The sequence below is a fragment of the Amycolatopsis sp. NPDC051071 genome, assembly GCF_040682875.1.
In the GTDB taxonomy this organism is placed as follows: domain Bacteria; phylum Actinomycetota; class Actinomycetes; order Mycobacteriales; family Pseudonocardiaceae; genus Amycolatopsis.
The window spans coordinates 1-15880 of sequence record NZ_JBFBBY010000007.1; the positions used below are offsets into that span (position 1 = coordinate 1).

The following is a 15880-nucleotide window of genomic DNA, read 5'->3' on the forward strand; positions in this document are numbered from 1 at the left end:
GGAAACTCGACCTTCACGCCTTGCCCAAGTACAGGAAGGCCCCCTTCCTGTACCTAGGCGCAAGGAAGGGGGCCTTCCTGTACCTCAGGCGAGCACGCGGGCACCGGTACCGAGGGGTCGGGTGTCGTGAGTGTTTTGGGTCGCTAGAACGCAGGTGTCGCCGTCTGACCAGGGCAAACACTCCGCCGTTACGCGGTAGGGATTTTCACCGACGCCGTCGACGCGCGGTCGCGGGTGCCGGAGCGTGACGCGTTCATCGGCTTCGCCGCGGCGCGGGCGGTCGAATGGCTCAGGCTTCCCGAGGCCGGGAGCGAATGATTCGTCCGACCGGATGAATTTTCCCGCCGCTCTCGTCGTTCCGCACGAACCGGTGACGCCCGTCACCGTCCTAGCATTCCGGAAACGCCGGTCCACCCTTTCCACGGACGAGGATGCTCATGTCGAAACTTTCCGATATCGATGCCTGGCTCGAACAGAACCTCCCAGCCTTGCTGGCCGAACACCAGGTGCCCGGCGCGGCCGTCGCGGTCTTCGCGAACGGCGAGGTGATCGACCACGCGGCGGGCTTGCTGAACACCGGCACCGGCGTCGAGTCCACAGTGGATTCCGTCTTCCAGATCGGTTCGATAACCAAGGTGTGGACGGCCACCCTCGCGATGCAACTGGTCGACGAGGGCAGGCTGGACCTCGACAAGCCTGTCCGCGACTACCTTCCCGAGTTCGTCCTCTCCGACGACGACGCCGCTTCGCGGATCACCGTCCGCCAGCTGACCTGCCACACGTCCGGGTTCGAGGGCGACATCTTCACCGACACCGGGCTGGGCGACGACTGCGTGGCGAAGTTCGTGGCGACGCTGTCCGACGTCCCCCAGCTGTTCCAGCCGGGGGAAATGTTCTCCTACAACAACGCCGGTTACTGTGTGCTCGGCCGCGTGATCGAGGTTCTGCGCGGCAAGTCCTACGACGACTGCCTGCGCGATCACCTCTTCGAGCCACTCGGGCTGACCCACGCCGCCACTGGACCGTATGACGCCATCCGGTACCGCGCCGCGATCGGCCACCTGCAGCCGGATCCGGACGCCGAGTCGGTCCCAGCGCCGGCCTGGGCGCTGACCCGGTCCAACGTCCCCGCCGGTTCGCATCTCGCGATGCGCCCGCGCGACCTGCTCACCTTCGTGCGCATGCACCTCAACGAAGGCCGCGCCGACGACGGCACCCAGGTGCTCAAGCCCGAAACCGCACGCGCCATGTGGGAGCGCCAGGTCGAATTGCCCTACCTCGGCCTGATGGGCGGGGCGTGGGGGCTCGGCTGGATGATCTTCGACTGGGACGGCGGCCCGGTGATCGGCCACGACGGCGGCACCATCGGCCAGTCGGCGTTCCTGCGCGTGGTGCCGGGCAGCAACGTCGCGGTGGCGCTGCTGACCAACGGTGGCAAGTCGCTGCACCTCTACCTGGACATCTTCCGGAAGGTGCTGGGCGAGCTGGCCGGGGTCGAGGTCCCGCCGCTGCCCGAACCCAACGCCGCGGAGGCCCCTGCCGACCCGTCCCGCTACGTGGGTGAGTACTCCTCGCAGGTGGCGGACATCGTCGTCAGCCAGGACGACGACGGTGACCTGTGGCTGGAGCGCACGCCGAAGGGGATATTCGCCGATCTCGGAACGGGGCCGGAGAAGAGCAGGCTGCTCGGCTACAAAGGTGACACCCTGGTCGTCGAACACGACGGTATGGGCCTGCACATGCCGCACGCGTTCGTCGGCGACGACGGCAGCGGGCGGGCGCTGTACGTCCACACCGGACGCGCGGACCGGCGGGTGAGCCGGTGACGGCGATCGCCGACGAGATCGAGGCGGTCTTCGCCGGGGCGGGCGCACGCGGTTTCGTGCACGCCCGTGAGGTCGGCGTATCCGGCGGACCCGAGGTCGGTGTCGGCGCGGACGACCCGGTCGTGCTGGCGTCGGTGTTCAAGATCCCGGTGGCTGTCGCCTTCGCCAGGGAGGTGGCCGCGGGCAGGCTCGACGAGACCGAGCGGACCCGCGTCACCGCGCGGTACCGGATCGGCGGGATCGGCACCGCCGGGTGCGCCGACGACGTCGAGATGAGCTGGCGCGACCTCGCGCATTTCATGCTGACGATGAGCGACAACGCCGCGACCGACCTGATCTACCACCGGGTCGGCCAGGAAGCGGTGGACCGGGTCCTCACCGATCTCGGACTCACCAGGACCAGACTGATCGGCTGTTGTGAGGAGCTCTTCGCCTCGGTGGTCGCCGACCTCGGCGCGAAGCCGGACGACGACCTGGAGGCCATCCTCGCCGGAGCCACCGAGGAACAGTTGTGGAAGCTCTCGGTGCTCGACCCGGAACGCACCACGTCGTCGACCCCGCGCGAGATCACCACACTGCTCGACGCCATCTGGACCGACCGCGCGGGCGACCCGGCCGCCTGCGAACGCGTCCGGGCGATCATGGCCCAGCAGATCTGGCCGCACCGGATCTCGTCAGGCTTCCCAGCAGACGTGGCGATCGCGGCCAAGACCGGAACCCTGCCCGCCGTCCGTAACGAAGCGGGAGTGGTGACCCAGGTGGACGGTCGCCGGTACGCCGTCGCCGTGTTCACCCGTGCCGATTCTCTCGAAGACCGCTTACCCGCGGTCGATTCCGCCATCGGCGAGGCCGCCCGGCTCGCCGTTGATCACCTTCGCGCGCAGACCTGACCAGTAGGAGAACCCCATGAAGAAAGCCCGGCTCACCGCCGCGATCGCGAGCGTGGTGGCCTTGACCGTGAGCGCGTGCGGGGGGACGTCGCAATCCGGGGAGGACCGGACCGCGAACCAGAAATTGACCGAAGGCAAGACCTTCACCATGGCCATCGGCACGGATCCGGGAGCGCTCGACCCGGCGATGACCGTGCTCGCGGTCGCACTGGAGATCGGCCGCTACCTCTACGACAGCCTGATCAACCTCGACGAGACCGGCAAGCCGATCGCCGGTCTGGCGGAGAAGTGGGAGGCCACCACGACGACGGCCTCCTTCACCCTGCGGAACGGGATCACCTGTGACGACGGCACTCCGCTGACCGCGAGTGACGTGGCGGCGAACATCAACTTCGTCGGCGATCCCGCCAACAGATCCACGATGACCGGACTCACGGTCGCGCCGGGGAGCAAGGCGACCGCGGACGACGCGGCACGGACGATCACCCTCACCAGCGGGGCTCCGGACGCCTTCCTGCTCCGCAACGTCGGCAACCTGCCGATCGTCTGCGGCAAGGGCGTCACCGACCGGTCCGCGCTGGCCAAGGGGAAGTACGGCACCGGCATGTTCACCATGACCGAGATCGTGCCGAACGACCACTACACCCTCACGCGGCGGAAAGAGTACGGCTGGGGCCCGGGGGACTGGCAGCGTGAGCAGCCGGGCCTGCCGGAGAAGGTGGTCTTCCGGGTCATCCAGAGCACCACGACCGCGGCGAACCTGCTGCTGTCCGGTGAACTGAACGCCGCCCGGATCACCGGACAGGACCAGCAGCGCCTGCGTGCTCAGAAGCTGTTCCACGGCGATCAGGCCATCCCGTTGGGCGAGATGTTCTTCAACCAGGCACCCGGCCGGGCGGGCCGCGACGAAACCGTCCGCCGCGCGCTGGTGCAGGCACTCGACCTCGCCCAGATCGGCAAGGTGCTCACCAGTGGTTCCGGGACCCCCTCCCAGGGAATGGTCACCATCGAACCCAAGGCGTGCGCAGGCGACGCCGTGAGCGGGAAGCTCCCCGGGTTCGACGTCGCCGCGGCCAAGGCCGCCCTCGACAAGGCGGGCTGGACGCCGGGACCGGACGGCGTCCGGGTCAAGGACGGCAAGCGGTTCGCGCTCACCGCCATCTACGGCACCCAGGTCGGCCCGACGATGGCGTCCGCCGCCGAACTGGCGCAGCAATCCTGGAAGGCCGTCGGCGCGGAGGTCACGCTCAAAGGCCTCGACAGCCCGGGTACCAATCAGGTGCTCTTCGAATCCGGTGAATGGGACATCTCGATGGCGCCGGTGACCTTGCCGCTGCCGAGCAACGTCGTCCCCTTCGTCTCCGGGCCGAAACCGCCGGAGGGTACGAACTTCGCGCATATCGAGAACGCCAAGTACGAAGCGGAGGCCGTCAAGGCGGCGCAGATGCCGGGTGTATCCGGCTGCTCGACCTGGCTCGCGGCGGAATCGGCGCTCATCGAGCGGCTCGACGTGGTGCCGTACGTCGACTCCGTCATCCCGACTTTCGGCAGCAACACCCGGTTCAAGATGAACTTCGGCTCGACCGAGCCGTCGAGTATCCGGATGTACAGCTGATGACGGTCGCGCTCGCCCCAGCCGGGTTGCGTGGCAGCCCCTGGCTCACGTTCGCCGTGCGTCGCCTCGGCCGGTTCGCGGTTTCGCTGTGGGTCTTGGTCACCACGGCGTTCCTGATGATCCAGCTGATCCCGGGCGACCCGGTCCGGGCGGCGCTCGGCCTGACCGCGCCGGTGGAACTGGTGAACGCTCGGCGGGCCGCGCTCGGCCTCGACGATCCGCTGTGGCAGCAGTACGTCCACTACCTCGGTGGGCTGATCACCGGCGACTTCGGGGCGTCGATGATGAGCGGGCAGCCGGTCGGCGAGGTGATCGGGGACCGGCTGCCCGCCACCCTTCAACTGGCGTTGCCCGCCTTCGCGGTGGTCATCGCGGTGGCGATCCCACTCGGCCTCGCCTTCGCCGTCCTGACCAGGGGCGGACGCCGACGGGGCAGCGAGCTGGGGTTCACCTCGACGACCGTGCTGCTCGCGGCCATCCCGGAGTTCTTGCTCGCGGTCGCGCTGGTCGCGTTCTTCGCGGTCCAGCTCGGCTGGTTCCCGGTTGCGGGCAGCGACAGCGCCAGTTCGCTCGTCCTCCCGGTGATCGCGCTGGCGCTCGGGCCGGCCTCGGTGCTGGCCCGCATCGTCCGAGTGGAGACACTTTCGGTGCTGGGCAATGATTTCATCCGCACCGCGCGGGCGAAACGGTTGCCCGCGCGGCTGGTCTACCTCCGGCACGCGTTGCCGAACGCGCTGACCGCGACGCTGACCATGTGCGGGCTGATGCTGACCGGGATGGTCGCCGGGACGGTGCTGGTGGAGAACGTTTTCGCCTGGCCCGGCCTCGGGTCGACCATCGCGCAGTCGATCCTGCAGAAGGACTATCCGCTGGTGCAGGGGATCGTGCTCGTCTACGGCATCGGGGTGCTGCTGGTGAACCTGCTGGTGGACGTGCTGCTCGCGGTCCTCGATCCGCGTTCGACAATCCGGGAGAGCTGAAATGGTGAATCGGCGCGCGAAATGGGTCGCGGCCCTGCGTACCCCGGTGGGCGCGTTCTCGGCGACCTTGCTGGTATTGGTGATCGCGCTCGCGGCGCTGGCCCCGATCTTGTGGCACGACAACGCTTTCGCGATCGACACGGACGCGATCGGCCAGGGGCCGTCCGCGGCGCATTGGCTCGGGACCGACGACCTCGGCCGCGACATCCTCTTCCGCGTCCTGGTGGCCACGAGGTTGTCGGTGGTGCTGGCGGTGCTCGCGACGGTGATCGGTGTGGTGACCGGGCTCGTCCTCGGCACCTTGCCCTCGCTGCTGCCGAGGCCCGCCGCGAGGCTGATCGTCTCGGCGGTGAACATCGCCGTCGCTTTCCCCGGGCTGCTGTTGGTGCTGTTCTTCTCGGTGATATTCGGCGTCGGTACCCACGGCGCGGTGATGGCGGTCGGCTTCGCGCTGGCACCGGCTTTCGCGCGGCTGGCCCAGACACTGTCGGCCTCCGTGGCGGGCCAGGACTTCGTGTCCGCCGCACGGATCTCCGGCGTCGGCCGGATCCGGTTGCTGGTCCGGCACATCCTCCCCAACATCGGTGAGCCGCTGGTGGTGAACGCGACCATTGGCGCCGGTGCCTCGTTGCTGGCGTTCTCCGGGCTGTCGTTCCTCGGTATCGGTGTCCAGGCACCGGAATACGACTGGGGACGGCTGCTCGGCGAAGGACTCAACGGGATCTACGTCAACCCGGCGGCCGCTCTGGCGCCCGGTGTCGCGGTGGTCCTCGCGGGCCTCGCCTTCAACCTGGTGGGCGAGACCGTCGCCGGGGTGATCGGGGTCCGCACCGGGCTTCGGAAATTCGCGCCGCGGCCGGTCGCTCCCGCCAGGGAAGATGTCGTCGAGGATCGTGACGACGCCGTGCTGGTGGTGGAGAACCTCCAAGTGGCGTTCCCGCGTCCGTCGGGCTGGACCGTTCCGGTGCGCGGGGTGAGCTTCACCGTCCGCGCGGGCGAGGCGATCGGCGTCGTCGGCGAGTCGGGCTCGGGGAAGAGCCTGACCGGGCTGGCGGTGTCGAAGCTGGTCGAAGCACCCGCCGTGGTTACCGCTGATCGGCTCGACTTCGCAGGGAAACCCCTGCTGACCACGCCGGAACGGGAACTGCGGGGCCTGCTCGGCACGTCGCTGGCGATGGTGTTCCAAGACCCGATGACCTCGTTCAACCCGACCACGCGGATCGGCCGCCAGCTGGCCGAGGTGGCCGAACAGCACCAGGGCCTTCCGCGCGCGAAGGCGTCCGAGCGGGCCGTGGACCGGTTGCGCGCGGTGCGGATCCCCGCGGCCGAACGGCGCGCGAGGCAGTACCCGCACGAGTTCTCCGGTGGGATGCGGCAGCGCGCGATGATCGGCATGGGCCTGATGGGCGACCCGCGGCTGATCATCGCCGACGAACCGACCACGGCGCTGGACGTCACGGTGCAGCGGCAGCTGCTGCGCCTGCTCGCCCAGACCCGTGCCGAGCGCGGCACGGCGATCATCCTGATCAGCCACGACATCGCGGTCGTTTCCCAGACGTGCGAACGGATCCTGGTGATGTACGCCGGCCGGGTGGTGGAGGACCTGCCGTCGGCGGGGACACCGCGGCATCCGTACACGAGGGCGTTGCTGGCCGCGACGCTCGACCTCGACACCGATCGTGACGCGCCGCTCGCGGTGATCCCCGGCCGTCCACCGGAACCGGATCGCGTGCCGAACGGCTGCGCGTTCGCGGACCGCTGTCCGGCGGTCACCGACAAATGCCGTCTTGAGGACCCGGTCCTCGAACGGGTGGAGACCGGGCACCGCGTTGCTTGCTGGTACCCGTCCGAGACGCTGTTTTCCCAGCCCGCCAAGGAAACCGTGACCGCCGGAGGTGCCGAATGAGCGATCTCGTCTTCGAGGCGGTAAGTGTGCGGTACGGCGGGAGGCGTGGTCTCACGGCGGTCGACCACGTCGGGCTGACCGTCCCTTCCGGACAGGTCGTCGGGCTTGTCGGTGAGTCCGGCTCGGGGAAGTCGACGCTGGCCCGCGCCGCCGTCGGGCTCTCGCCGGTCAGCGCCGGGCGGGTCCTGCTGGGCGGCGTGGACGTCCGGAAGCTGCCCCGGCGCCGCCCGCTGCAGATGGTGTTCCAGGACCCGTATTCCTCTTTGGACCCGCGGATGAGCATCGGTGAGTCGATCACCGAAGCGATCCCGCGTGGGGTCCTGCCCGGCCGCGCCGCGCGCCGGGACGAGGTCGCCCGGCTCCTGGAACTGGTCAACCTCGATCCCGAGCGTGCCGGTCATCTGCCGGGGCAGCTTTCCGGTGGCCAGCGGCAGCGGGTGGCGCTCGCCCGTGCGCTGGCCGGACGGCCGGAGGTGCTGATCGCGGACGAGATCACCTCCGCGCTCGACGTCTCGGTGCAGGGCGCGGTGCTCAACCTGGTCCGGTCCGTGCAGCGTCGGCTCGGGCTGTCGATGCTGTTCATCTCGCACAATCTCGCCGTCGTGCGTTATCTCAGCGACATCGTCGCCGTGATGTACCTCGGCCGGATCGTCGAGGTCGGCCCGGCGGAGCAGGTGCTCACCGATCCGCAGCATCCCTACACCCGCGACCTGCTCGCCGCGGCACCGTCCGCGCACACCTCCCTGTTCGACACCGGCGCGGACGAGGCCACCGCCGACGTCGAACCCGCGGACCCGCACCACCCGCCGAGTGGATGCCGCTACCACACCCGATGTCCGGCCGGACCGCTCGTGCGCGCCGACCGTGAACTCTGCTTCCAGGCGGACCCCACCGAGGACGCGGCATCCCGACGTCACTCGGCGGCCTGCCACTTCAGTGAAACCGAGAGCCACCAGCCCGCGATCCCCCGAGGAGCAAGCGCACCATGACCCGACGTCTCGATCTCGACGATCTGTACGGAATCGCCGTTCCCAGCCAGCCTTCGCTGTCCCCGGACGGCGGCCGGATCGTCTACGTCCTGCGTACCGCGGAGCGCGACGAGGACCGGAACGTGGACACGCTCTGGGAGGTCGGCGCGACCACCGGCGAAGCCCGGCAGCTCACGCGCGGAACCACCGACCTGGCACCGGCCTGGGCGCCGGACGGCTCCAGGATCGCGTTCCTCCGCGCGCAGGACGGCCCGCCGCAGGTGTGGTTCCTGCCGTCGTCGGGCGGGGAGGCCGAACGGATCACCGAACTGCCGCTCGGGGCGGGAGCCCCGGTGTGGAGCCCGGACGGCGGCAAGATCGCGTTCTCGGCCGCGATCGACCTGACCGGCGGCGAACCCGCGCCGAACGCCCCGGTGGTGGCGGATCGGCTGGACTTCAAGGCCGACGGCGCCGGGCTGATCAAGACCATCCGCAAGCATCTGCACGTCCTCGACGTCGCCACCCGGGAGGTCCGGCAGGTGACCTTCGGCGATTGGCACGCCGGCGACCCCGCCTGGTCGCCCGACGGCACGCACCTCGCGTTCGCCGCCGCACAGGACACCGACGCCGACCTGACCTTCCGTTCGGGGGCTTACGTCCTCGACGTGACCACGAAGACCTCGGAGCCGCGGCTGATCGGCTCCGGCGAAGGCATGGTGGGCACCGCGGGCTGGACCGCCGACGGGAGCGCGCTCCTGGTGGTCGGCCGGGGTGACACCCAGGTCGGTGTCGCCGGCCTCCTGCGGGTGCCGCTCGACGGTGGCGACCCGGTCGACCTGACCGCTCCCCTGGACCGCAACGTGATGGCGGGCGGCCCCGGTTACCCCGGCGCGCTCCCGAAGACGGCCGCGGACGGGTCTGTCCTTTTCGGACTCCGGGATCGCGGCTACACCCATCTGTACGCGGTGGACGCCGCCGGTGAAAACCCGCGAGCCGTGCTCGCGGGTGACAGGGTCGTGTCCGGAATGGACACCGCGGCGGGCAAGACGGTGGTCGTCCTCGCCACGAAGACGTCCTTCGGCGAGATCGCGGTCGTCGACCCGGTGACCGGCGTTGTCGACGTGCGCACCGGGCACGGCGCCCCGGTCGCCGAAGTGGAACTCTTCCAGCACGAGGATCGGCAGTTCACCATCGGCGACGGCACCGTCGTCCACGGCTGGCTGCTGCGCGACCCCGCGAGGGACGGGGCATCGCCGCTCCTGCTCGACATCCACGGCGGCCCGCACAACGCCTGGAACGGTGCGGCCGACTCGATCCACCTCTACCACCAGGCGCTCGTCGCACGCGGCTGGGCGGTGCTGCTGCTCAACCCGCGCGGCAGCGACGGCTACGGCGACGACTTCTACCAGGCCGCCGTCGGTGGCTGGGGCGTGGCCGATTCAGGCGACTTCCTGGAACCGCTGGACCGGCTGGTCGCCGAAGGCATCGCCGACCCGGACCGGCTCGCCGTCGCCGGGTACAGCTACGGCGGCTACATGACCTGCTACCTGACCAGCCGTGACAACCGCTTCGCCGCCGCTGTCACCGGTGGCGTGGTCAGCGATCTGACCAGTTTGGAAGGCACCTCCGACGTCGGGTACTACCTCGCCGTCGGCGAGCTCGGCGGCTCGTCACTGGACGAGGACCACAGCCGGTTCTCGCCCCTCGCCGAGGTCGGGAAGGTCCGCACACCGACGCTAATCATCCAGGGCGCGGAAGACGAGCGGTGCCCGGTCGGCCAGGCGGAGCAGTGGTTCGGCGCCCTGCGTGCGCGCGGCGTCCCGTCGCGGCTGGTGCTGTATCCCGGTGGCTCGCACCTGTTCATCCTCGACGGTCCGCCGTCGCACCGGCTCGACTTCAACCGGCGCGTGCTGGACTGGGTCGAGCAGTACGCGGCACCGGCAGGCGGGGTGTCGCGGGTACCGATCGAGGCGGCGCACTGGCGCGGCCGTCTCGCCGAACTGGCCCGCAAGCACCGCGTTCCCGGTGCGGTGCTGGGCATCACCCGGATCGGGGACGACGCGGAGGCGCACGTTTCCTTCGGCGTGCTCAACACCGCGACCGGGGTCGAGGTCACCGAGGATTCGGTGTTCCAGATCGGTTCCGTCTCCAAGGTGTGGACCTCGACCGTGGTGATGCGACTGGTCGACGACGGGCTCCTCGATTTGGACGCGCCGATCGCCGACGTCCTCCCCGAACTGCGGCTGTCCGATCCCGACGTGGCCAAGCAGGTCACCATGCGGCATCTGCTGACGCACACCAGCGGCATCGACGGCGACGTGTTCACCGACACCGGCCGCGGCGACGACTGCCTCGAGCGCTACATCGAAGTCCTCGACGAGGCCGCGCAAAACCATCCCCTCGGCGCGACCTTCTCCTACTGCAACTCGGGTTTCGTGATCATGGGCCGGGTGATCGAGAAGCTCACGGGGCTCACCTGGGACGCGGCGATGCGCGAGAAGCTGTTCGCGCCGCTCGGCCTCACGCACACCGTGACGCTGCCCGAGGAGGCGTTGCTGCTCCGAGCGGCCGTCGGCCACGTCGCCGAAGGTGACGAAGATCCTCGGCCCGCACCCGTCTGGACCCTGCCCCGGAGCATGGGCCCCGCCGGGCTGATCACCGCCACCACCAAGGACGTGCTCGGGTTCGCGCGGCTGCACCTGACCGGCGGTCTCGCCCCGTCCGGGGAACGGATCCTGACGACGGCGTCCGCCGCCGCGATGGCCGAGAAGCAGACCGACATCCCCGACAAGCACTCGATCGGTGACTCCTGGGGGCTCGGCTGGATCCGCGACGAATGGAGCGGGCAGCGGGTCATCGGCCACGACGGCAACACGATCGGGCAGTCGGCGTTCTTGCGCCTGCTACCCGACCACGGCCTCGCCGTCACGTTGCTCACCAACGGCGGCAACACGCGGGACCTCTACATCGAGCTGTACCGCGAGATCTTCGCCGAACTCGCCGACGTGGCGATGCCGAAGCCCCTCGAACCGCCCGCGGTTCCGGTCACGGTCGACGGGTCGAAGCACGTCGGTGTCTACGAGCGGGCCGGTGCGTTGATGGAGATCATGGCGGCGGAGGACGGGTTGCGGCTCCGGCAGACCGTCACCGGACCTCTCGCCGACCTCGTCCCGGAGAAGAGTCAGGAGTTCGATCTGGTGCCGGTGACCGACTCGCTCTTCGTGTTCCGTGAGCCGGGAACGCAGACGTGGATGTCGCTGACCTTCTACCAACTGCCGACCGGAGAGCCGTACATGCACTACGGCGTACGCGCTACGCCGAAGGTGTCCTAAACGCGGCAAGGCAAAGGTGGCGTCCTTGCCCACCTTTGCCTTGCCGCGTCTTCGCCGTGTCGCCGATCGGGCCATGAGACGAAAGCGTCCTTCACCGCGTTAGAGGCGGCGAAGGACGCTTTCGGCCCATCAGCAGGTGTTCAGGCGCAGATGGCCTTGTCGATGAGGGCGTGGACGGCGTCGTTGCCGGGACCGTGCCCGAGGGTCAGCGAGGCCAGCACCCGGTGTTTCCCGTCGAGGCTGGTGAAAGCGACGGTGGCGTAGCCCGGAATCCCACCGGTGTGGCCGATCACGGTCACGCCGCACGGAGTCCTCCGCGTCTCGAGCCCGAGCGCGTACCCGTTGGTGAACGGCAGGGGCCTGGTCATCTCGGCGAGCAGGACGCGAGGGAGCAGCCTCCCGCTCGCCAAGGCCCGGAAGAACTTGTCGAGGTCCGCCGTCGTCGAAATCAGGGCTCCGGCGGAGCCTGCCATGGTGGGGTTCATCTCGGTGACGTCCACAAGGGACTGACCGGACGGCAGGTAGCCGCGGGCGTGCTTGCCGGGAATGCGGATCCGGTCGCCGGGGGCGGAACTGTGGTCCATCTTCAGCGGAAGGAAGATCCGCTCGGTCACCTCGGCACCCCATGGCCGTCCGGTGATCCGTTCGATCAGCATGCCCAGCACAATGTAGTTCGTGTTGGAGAAGGAATAGGCGGTGCCCGGCCGGAAGTCGAGTGGTTGCACGGTGGCGAGCGCGACGAGGTCCTCGGCGTCGAAGTGCTTGAAGCGGAACTTCGCGAAGTCCTCACTCGCCAATGGCTCGCCGCGGAGATACTCGTACAACCCGCTGGTGTGCTGGAGAAGCATCCGGACGGTGATCTTCTTCCCTTCCGGCAGGAGCCCGGGAAGGTGGTGTTCGACCGGGTCGTCCAGCCGGATCCGGTGCTCCGCCACCAGTTGCAGCACGACGGTCGAGACGAACGGCTTGGTGGTGCTGCCGATCCGGAACCGCCCTTCGGTGGAGACCGGCCCATGGGTGACCAGGTCGGCCACCCCCGCGGCCGCCGTGCGGACCCGGCCGTCCCGGATCGACCGGATCTGGACACCGGTCGCGCCTTGGCCGACGACTTCCTGAGCGGTCCGGTGGAGGGTGTCCTGAGCGGCGTGCGCCGGGAAGGTCTGAGTGAGCATGGTGGCGGCGACGAGGAGTGACAGTTTTCCGATCACGTCGTCTCAGGCCTTGCGCCGCGCCACGTAGCGGATGACCAGGAGCACGATGCAGATGAGCGAGACGGCGCCCGCGATCATCCGGTACAGGTACTCCATCCCCGCGAACTGGCCGATCGAGTTGGCGGCGGCGCTGACGAGGAGGACGAGCCAGAGGGAGGCGGTGACGAGCGTACCGCCGGCTTTTTCGGTGTCGTTCATGGGAAAGACGCTAGAGATCGGCGAAGTGCGGGACCAGGGGAGTGACCCCCGATCGCGGGGTGGTGCTGGCGCTACCGGTGACCGTGGCTACGGTGACCGCACCGAGCGAAGGAGATCTTGCGTGGCGATCCAGCGGATGGACAACGTCCTCATCGTCGTCGAAGACCTCGACGCGGTCATCGCGTTCTTTGTCGAGCTGGGCATGGAGCTGGAGAACAAGGGGCCACTCGACTGGCCGGGGGCGGAACGGATCATCGGGCTCGAAGACGTCCGCCAGGACGTCGCCATGCTCCGCGTCCCGGGCGGCTACGGACGGGTGGAATTGGCGAAATTCCACCAGCCGAAGGCCATCACCCCCGAACCGAAGGACGCGCCGGCGAACACGTTGGGCCTGCGCCGCATCATGTTCGCGGTCGACGACATCGACGAAGTCATCGCCCGCCTGCGCGCCAACGGCGCCGACCTCGTGGGCGAACTGGAGCAGTACGAGAACATCTATCGGCTCTGTTACGTCCGCGGTCCCGAGGGCATCATCGTCGGGCTCGCCGAACAGATCGGCTGATGCTCGACCACCACTGACCCGCACCGGAAAGGACCGCCGCTATGGCCGTCGCCGAAGACCTCGACCGCGCGACCGACTCGACGTGGGACTGGGTCGCCGAGCAGACCCGGACGTATCTGGCCTCAGGCGGTACGGAGGGACATGAGTCGAACGGCTTGTACACCCTCATCGTCGCCACGACCGGACGCAGGACCGGCGAGCCCCGCCGCACCTGCCTGATCTACGGCAAGTCCGGCGACGACTTCGTGGTCGTCGCGTCCAAAGCCGGTGCCGACGAGGATCCGGCGTGGTTCAAGAACCTCGAGGCGGAGCCGAGCGTCGGGGTTCAGGCCGGTACCCGCCGCTTCACCGCGCGCGCTCGGGTCGCGTCCGAGGAGGAGCGCGCGATCCTCTGGCCTCAGATGGCGCGGATCTTCCCGCTGTACGAGGAGTACGCGCGGAAGACCGAACGCGTGATCCCGATCGTCCTGCTCACCCCGCAGGACTGAACTCACGGGGCGAGCATCGCGGAAGCGGGCGAGTGTCAGCTTTTCCCGCTCAAGTAAGCCAACACGGCCAGCACCCGCCGATGCCCGCTGTCCTCCGGCAACCCCAGCTTCGCGAAGATGTTCCGGATGTGCTTGTGCACCGCGCCATCACTCACCACCAGCAGTTCCGCGATGGTGGTGTTGTTGTACCCCTCCGCCATCAGCCCGAGCACTTCGCGCTCGCGCGCGGTCAGCCCTTCCAGCGGATCGGTCGCCCGGCGGTGCGCCATGAGCTGCGTGATCACCTCGGGGTCCATGGCCGTCCCGCCCTTGACCACCCGGTCGAGCGCGTCGAGGAACTTCTCGACCTTCCCGACCCGCTCCTTCAGCAGGTACCCGACAGCGCCCTTGCCGTCGGCGAGGAGTTCGGCCGCGTAGCCCGTCTCCACGTGGGCGGACAGCACGAGCACAGGCAGCCCGGGGTACATCTTCCGCGCCTTGACCGCGGCCCGGAGGCCTTCGTCGGTGTGCGTGGGCGGCAGGCGCACATCGGTGATCACCGCGTCCGGCCGTTCCTTGGTGACCACTTCCAGGAACTCGTCCACGTTGTCCATGGCCGCGGCGACGTCGATGCCGGAGGTGTTGAGCAACAGGACGAGCCCTTCGCGCAACAGCGCGTCGTCCTCGACGATCACGACCCGCATGGCAACTCCACTTTCACTACGGTCGGCCCGCCTGCCGGGCTGGTCAACTTCCACGTTCCGTCGAAGGCTTCGGCGCGTTTGCGGATCCCGGCGAGTCCGCTGCCCTGGGATTCGTCCGCGCCGCCGTGGCCGTCGTCGCGGATTTCGATGCTGAGGGTGTCGGCCGTGCCGTCGAGGGTGACCCAGGCGTGTTCGGCGCCGGAGTGCTTGGTGATGTTGGTGAGCATCTCGGCGACGACGAAGTAGGCGGCCGCCTCCACCGCGGCGGGACGACGGCTGCTGCTGCGAACGTCCACAGTGCACGGAACGGGGCAGCGATCGGCCAGCGCCGTGACGGCGCCGTCGAGGCCGCGGTCGGTCAGCAGCGGCGGATAGATACTGCGCACCACGGTGCGCAGTTCGGCCAGCGCGCCGGTCGCGGTGTCTTGTGCCTTGCCCAGCAATTCCCGGGCCTTTTCCGGATTCTTCTCGAAAATCGAGTCGGCGATCCCCAATTGCAGCACCACCGCGGCGATCCTCGCCTGCGTCCCGTCGTGCAGATCCCGTTCGAGACGACGGAGTTCGGCGCCGTGCGCCTCCAGCGCGGCGGCGCGGGACGCGGCCAGTTCGACGACGCGGTCGGTCAGCACGACCCCGGCCGCGGGCTCCAGCAGTTTGCGCGCGGCCGAGGCCTGCCAGTGGGCGACCCGGGGAAGCAGGAACGTGACCGCGATCATGCCGACGCCGGTGATCGCACTGACCGCCGCCAGCGGCCAGGATGTCACCAGGAAACCGAGTGAGCTTTCCACCCCGCCGGGCACCAGCGGCCAGATGAACGCCGAGATGACCTGCCGGATCCCGCCGAGCGGCAGGGCGATGGCGAAGCTGCCGATGATGAAACCGGTGGCGCCGTGGAAGGCGAGCCAGCCCAGGTCCCGTCGCGAGGCAGGATCGGTCACCGGGTTCCCGGAGCGATAGGGCTCGGGGATCGGCTCGTCGAGCAGGCGGGCGGCCCGGCGGCGTTCGAAGTTGACCGGATGGCGGATCAGCCTGAGCGCGGGCGGAAGGGCAGGGATGCCGACGCCGAACGGGCACATCAGCAGCACGAAGAGCATGCCGACGAGGATGAACCAGGAGAGCATCGACGAGGCCGCGCCGATTGCCAGGTACCGGATCGCGGACCAACAGGACCGCAGCCGGATAGTCACCCGCACAGTGTCCCATCCGGACTCGACCGGCCTC

At 69.1% G+C, this 15880-nt stretch carries 13 protein-coding genes and 1 pseudogene; 10 read left to right on the top strand and 4 right to left on the bottom strand.

Annotation, left to right across the window (positions count from 1 at the left end):
• Nucleotides 1-186: 186 nt before the first annotated feature.
• The 8 genes and pseudogenes from AB0M65_RS03840 to AB0M65_RS03875 all read left to right on the top strand — a co-directional run.
• Nucleotides 187-318 (top strand): annotated as a pseudogene (locus AB0M65_RS03840) (serine hydrolase); the annotation flags it as partial.
• A gap of 119 nt (nt 319-437) precedes the next feature.
• Entirely contained in the window at nt 438-1826 is a 1389-nt protein-coding gene (locus AB0M65_RS03845; RefSeq protein WP_364020911.1) for a serine hydrolase domain-containing protein, read from the top strand.
• The gene (locus tag AB0M65_RS03850) at nt 1823-2716 is read left to right on the top strand and encodes a serine hydrolase (protein WP_364020914.1); all 894 of its coding nucleotides are present in this window, start codon (nt 1823-1825) and stop codon (nt 2714-2716) included. Before AB0M65_RS03845 ends, AB0M65_RS03850 begins: the two co-directional genes overlap by 4 nt.
• A 16-nt stretch (nt 2717-2732) precedes the next feature.
• Nucleotides 2733-4331 carry an ABC transporter substrate-binding protein gene (locus AB0M65_RS03855; protein WP_364020916.1) on the top strand — a complete coding sequence of 533 codons (1599 nt, stop codon included), beginning with the start codon at nt 2733-2735 and terminating at the stop codon, nt 4329-4331.
• Nucleotides 4331-5311: an ABC transporter permease gene (locus AB0M65_RS03860; protein ID WP_364020918.1), complete on the top strand. Its 981-nt coding sequence runs from the start codon at nt 4331-4333 to the stop codon at nt 5309-5311. Before AB0M65_RS03855 ends, AB0M65_RS03860 begins: the two co-directional genes overlap by 1 nt.
• 1 nt (nt 5312) lies before the next feature.
• Entirely contained in the window at nt 5313-7217 is a 1905-nt protein-coding gene (locus AB0M65_RS03865) for a dipeptide/oligopeptide/nickel ABC transporter permease/ATP-binding protein (protein ID WP_364020921.1), read from the top strand.
• Nucleotides 7214-8206 carry an ABC transporter ATP-binding protein gene (locus AB0M65_RS03870; protein ID WP_364020924.1) on the top strand — a complete coding sequence of 331 codons (993 nt, stop codon included), beginning with the start codon at nt 7214-7216 and terminating at the stop codon, nt 8204-8206. Before AB0M65_RS03865 ends, AB0M65_RS03870 begins: the two co-directional genes overlap by 4 nt.
• Nucleotides 8203-11517, top strand: a complete 3315-nt coding sequence (locus AB0M65_RS03875; RefSeq protein WP_364020927.1) for a serine hydrolase — start codon at nt 8203-8205, stop codon at nt 11515-11517. The genes AB0M65_RS03870 and AB0M65_RS03875 overlap by 4 nt, the downstream gene beginning before the upstream one ends.
• 140 nt (nt 11518-11657) lie before the next feature.
• Here the strand turns inward: AB0M65_RS03875 and AB0M65_RS03880 are convergent, their stop codons facing one another.
• Both AB0M65_RS03880 and AB0M65_RS03885 read right to left on the bottom strand, forming a co-directional pair.
• Nucleotides 11658-12725 (bottom strand): serine hydrolase domain-containing protein, encoded by a 1068-nt coding sequence (locus AB0M65_RS03880; RefSeq protein ID WP_364020930.1) that lies wholly within the window; start codon nt 12723-12725, stop codon nt 11658-11660.
• Nucleotides 12726-12731: 6 nt separating this feature from the next.
• On the bottom strand, nt 12732-12926 hold the full coding sequence (locus tag AB0M65_RS03885) for a hypothetical protein (RefSeq protein WP_364020933.1): 195 nt from the start codon (nt 12924-12926) through the stop codon (nt 12732-12734).
• A gap of 121 nt (nt 12927-13047) precedes the next feature.
• On the opposite strand from AB0M65_RS03885, the gene AB0M65_RS03890 reads away from it, so the two are divergent.
• Both AB0M65_RS03890 and AB0M65_RS03895 read left to right on the top strand, forming a co-directional pair.
• Nucleotides 13048-13488: a VOC family protein gene (locus AB0M65_RS03890; RefSeq protein ID WP_364020936.1), complete on the top strand. Its 441-nt coding sequence runs from the start codon at nt 13048-13050 to the stop codon at nt 13486-13488.
• Between the two features lie 41 nt (nt 13489-13529).
• Nucleotides 13530-13976, top strand: a complete 447-nt coding sequence (locus AB0M65_RS03895; RefSeq protein ID WP_364020939.1) for a nitroreductase family deazaflavin-dependent oxidoreductase — start codon at nt 13530-13532, stop codon at nt 13974-13976.
• 35 nt (nt 13977-14011) lie between these two features.
• Here AB0M65_RS03895 and AB0M65_RS03900 read toward each other — a convergent pair whose 3' ends face one another.
• Both AB0M65_RS03900 and AB0M65_RS03905 read right to left on the bottom strand, forming a co-directional pair.
• Nucleotides 14012-14659 carry a response regulator transcription factor gene (locus AB0M65_RS03900; protein WP_364020942.1) on the bottom strand — a complete coding sequence of 216 codons (648 nt, stop codon included), beginning with the start codon at nt 14657-14659 and terminating at the stop codon, nt 14012-14014.
• Nucleotides 14647-15846, bottom strand: coding sequence for a sensor domain-containing protein (locus AB0M65_RS03905; RefSeq protein ID WP_364020945.1), 1200 nt, complete (start codon nt 15844-15846; stop codon nt 14647-14649). Before AB0M65_RS03905 ends, AB0M65_RS03900 begins: the two co-directional genes overlap by 13 nt.
• Between the last annotated feature and the right edge of the window lie 34 nt (nt 15847-15880).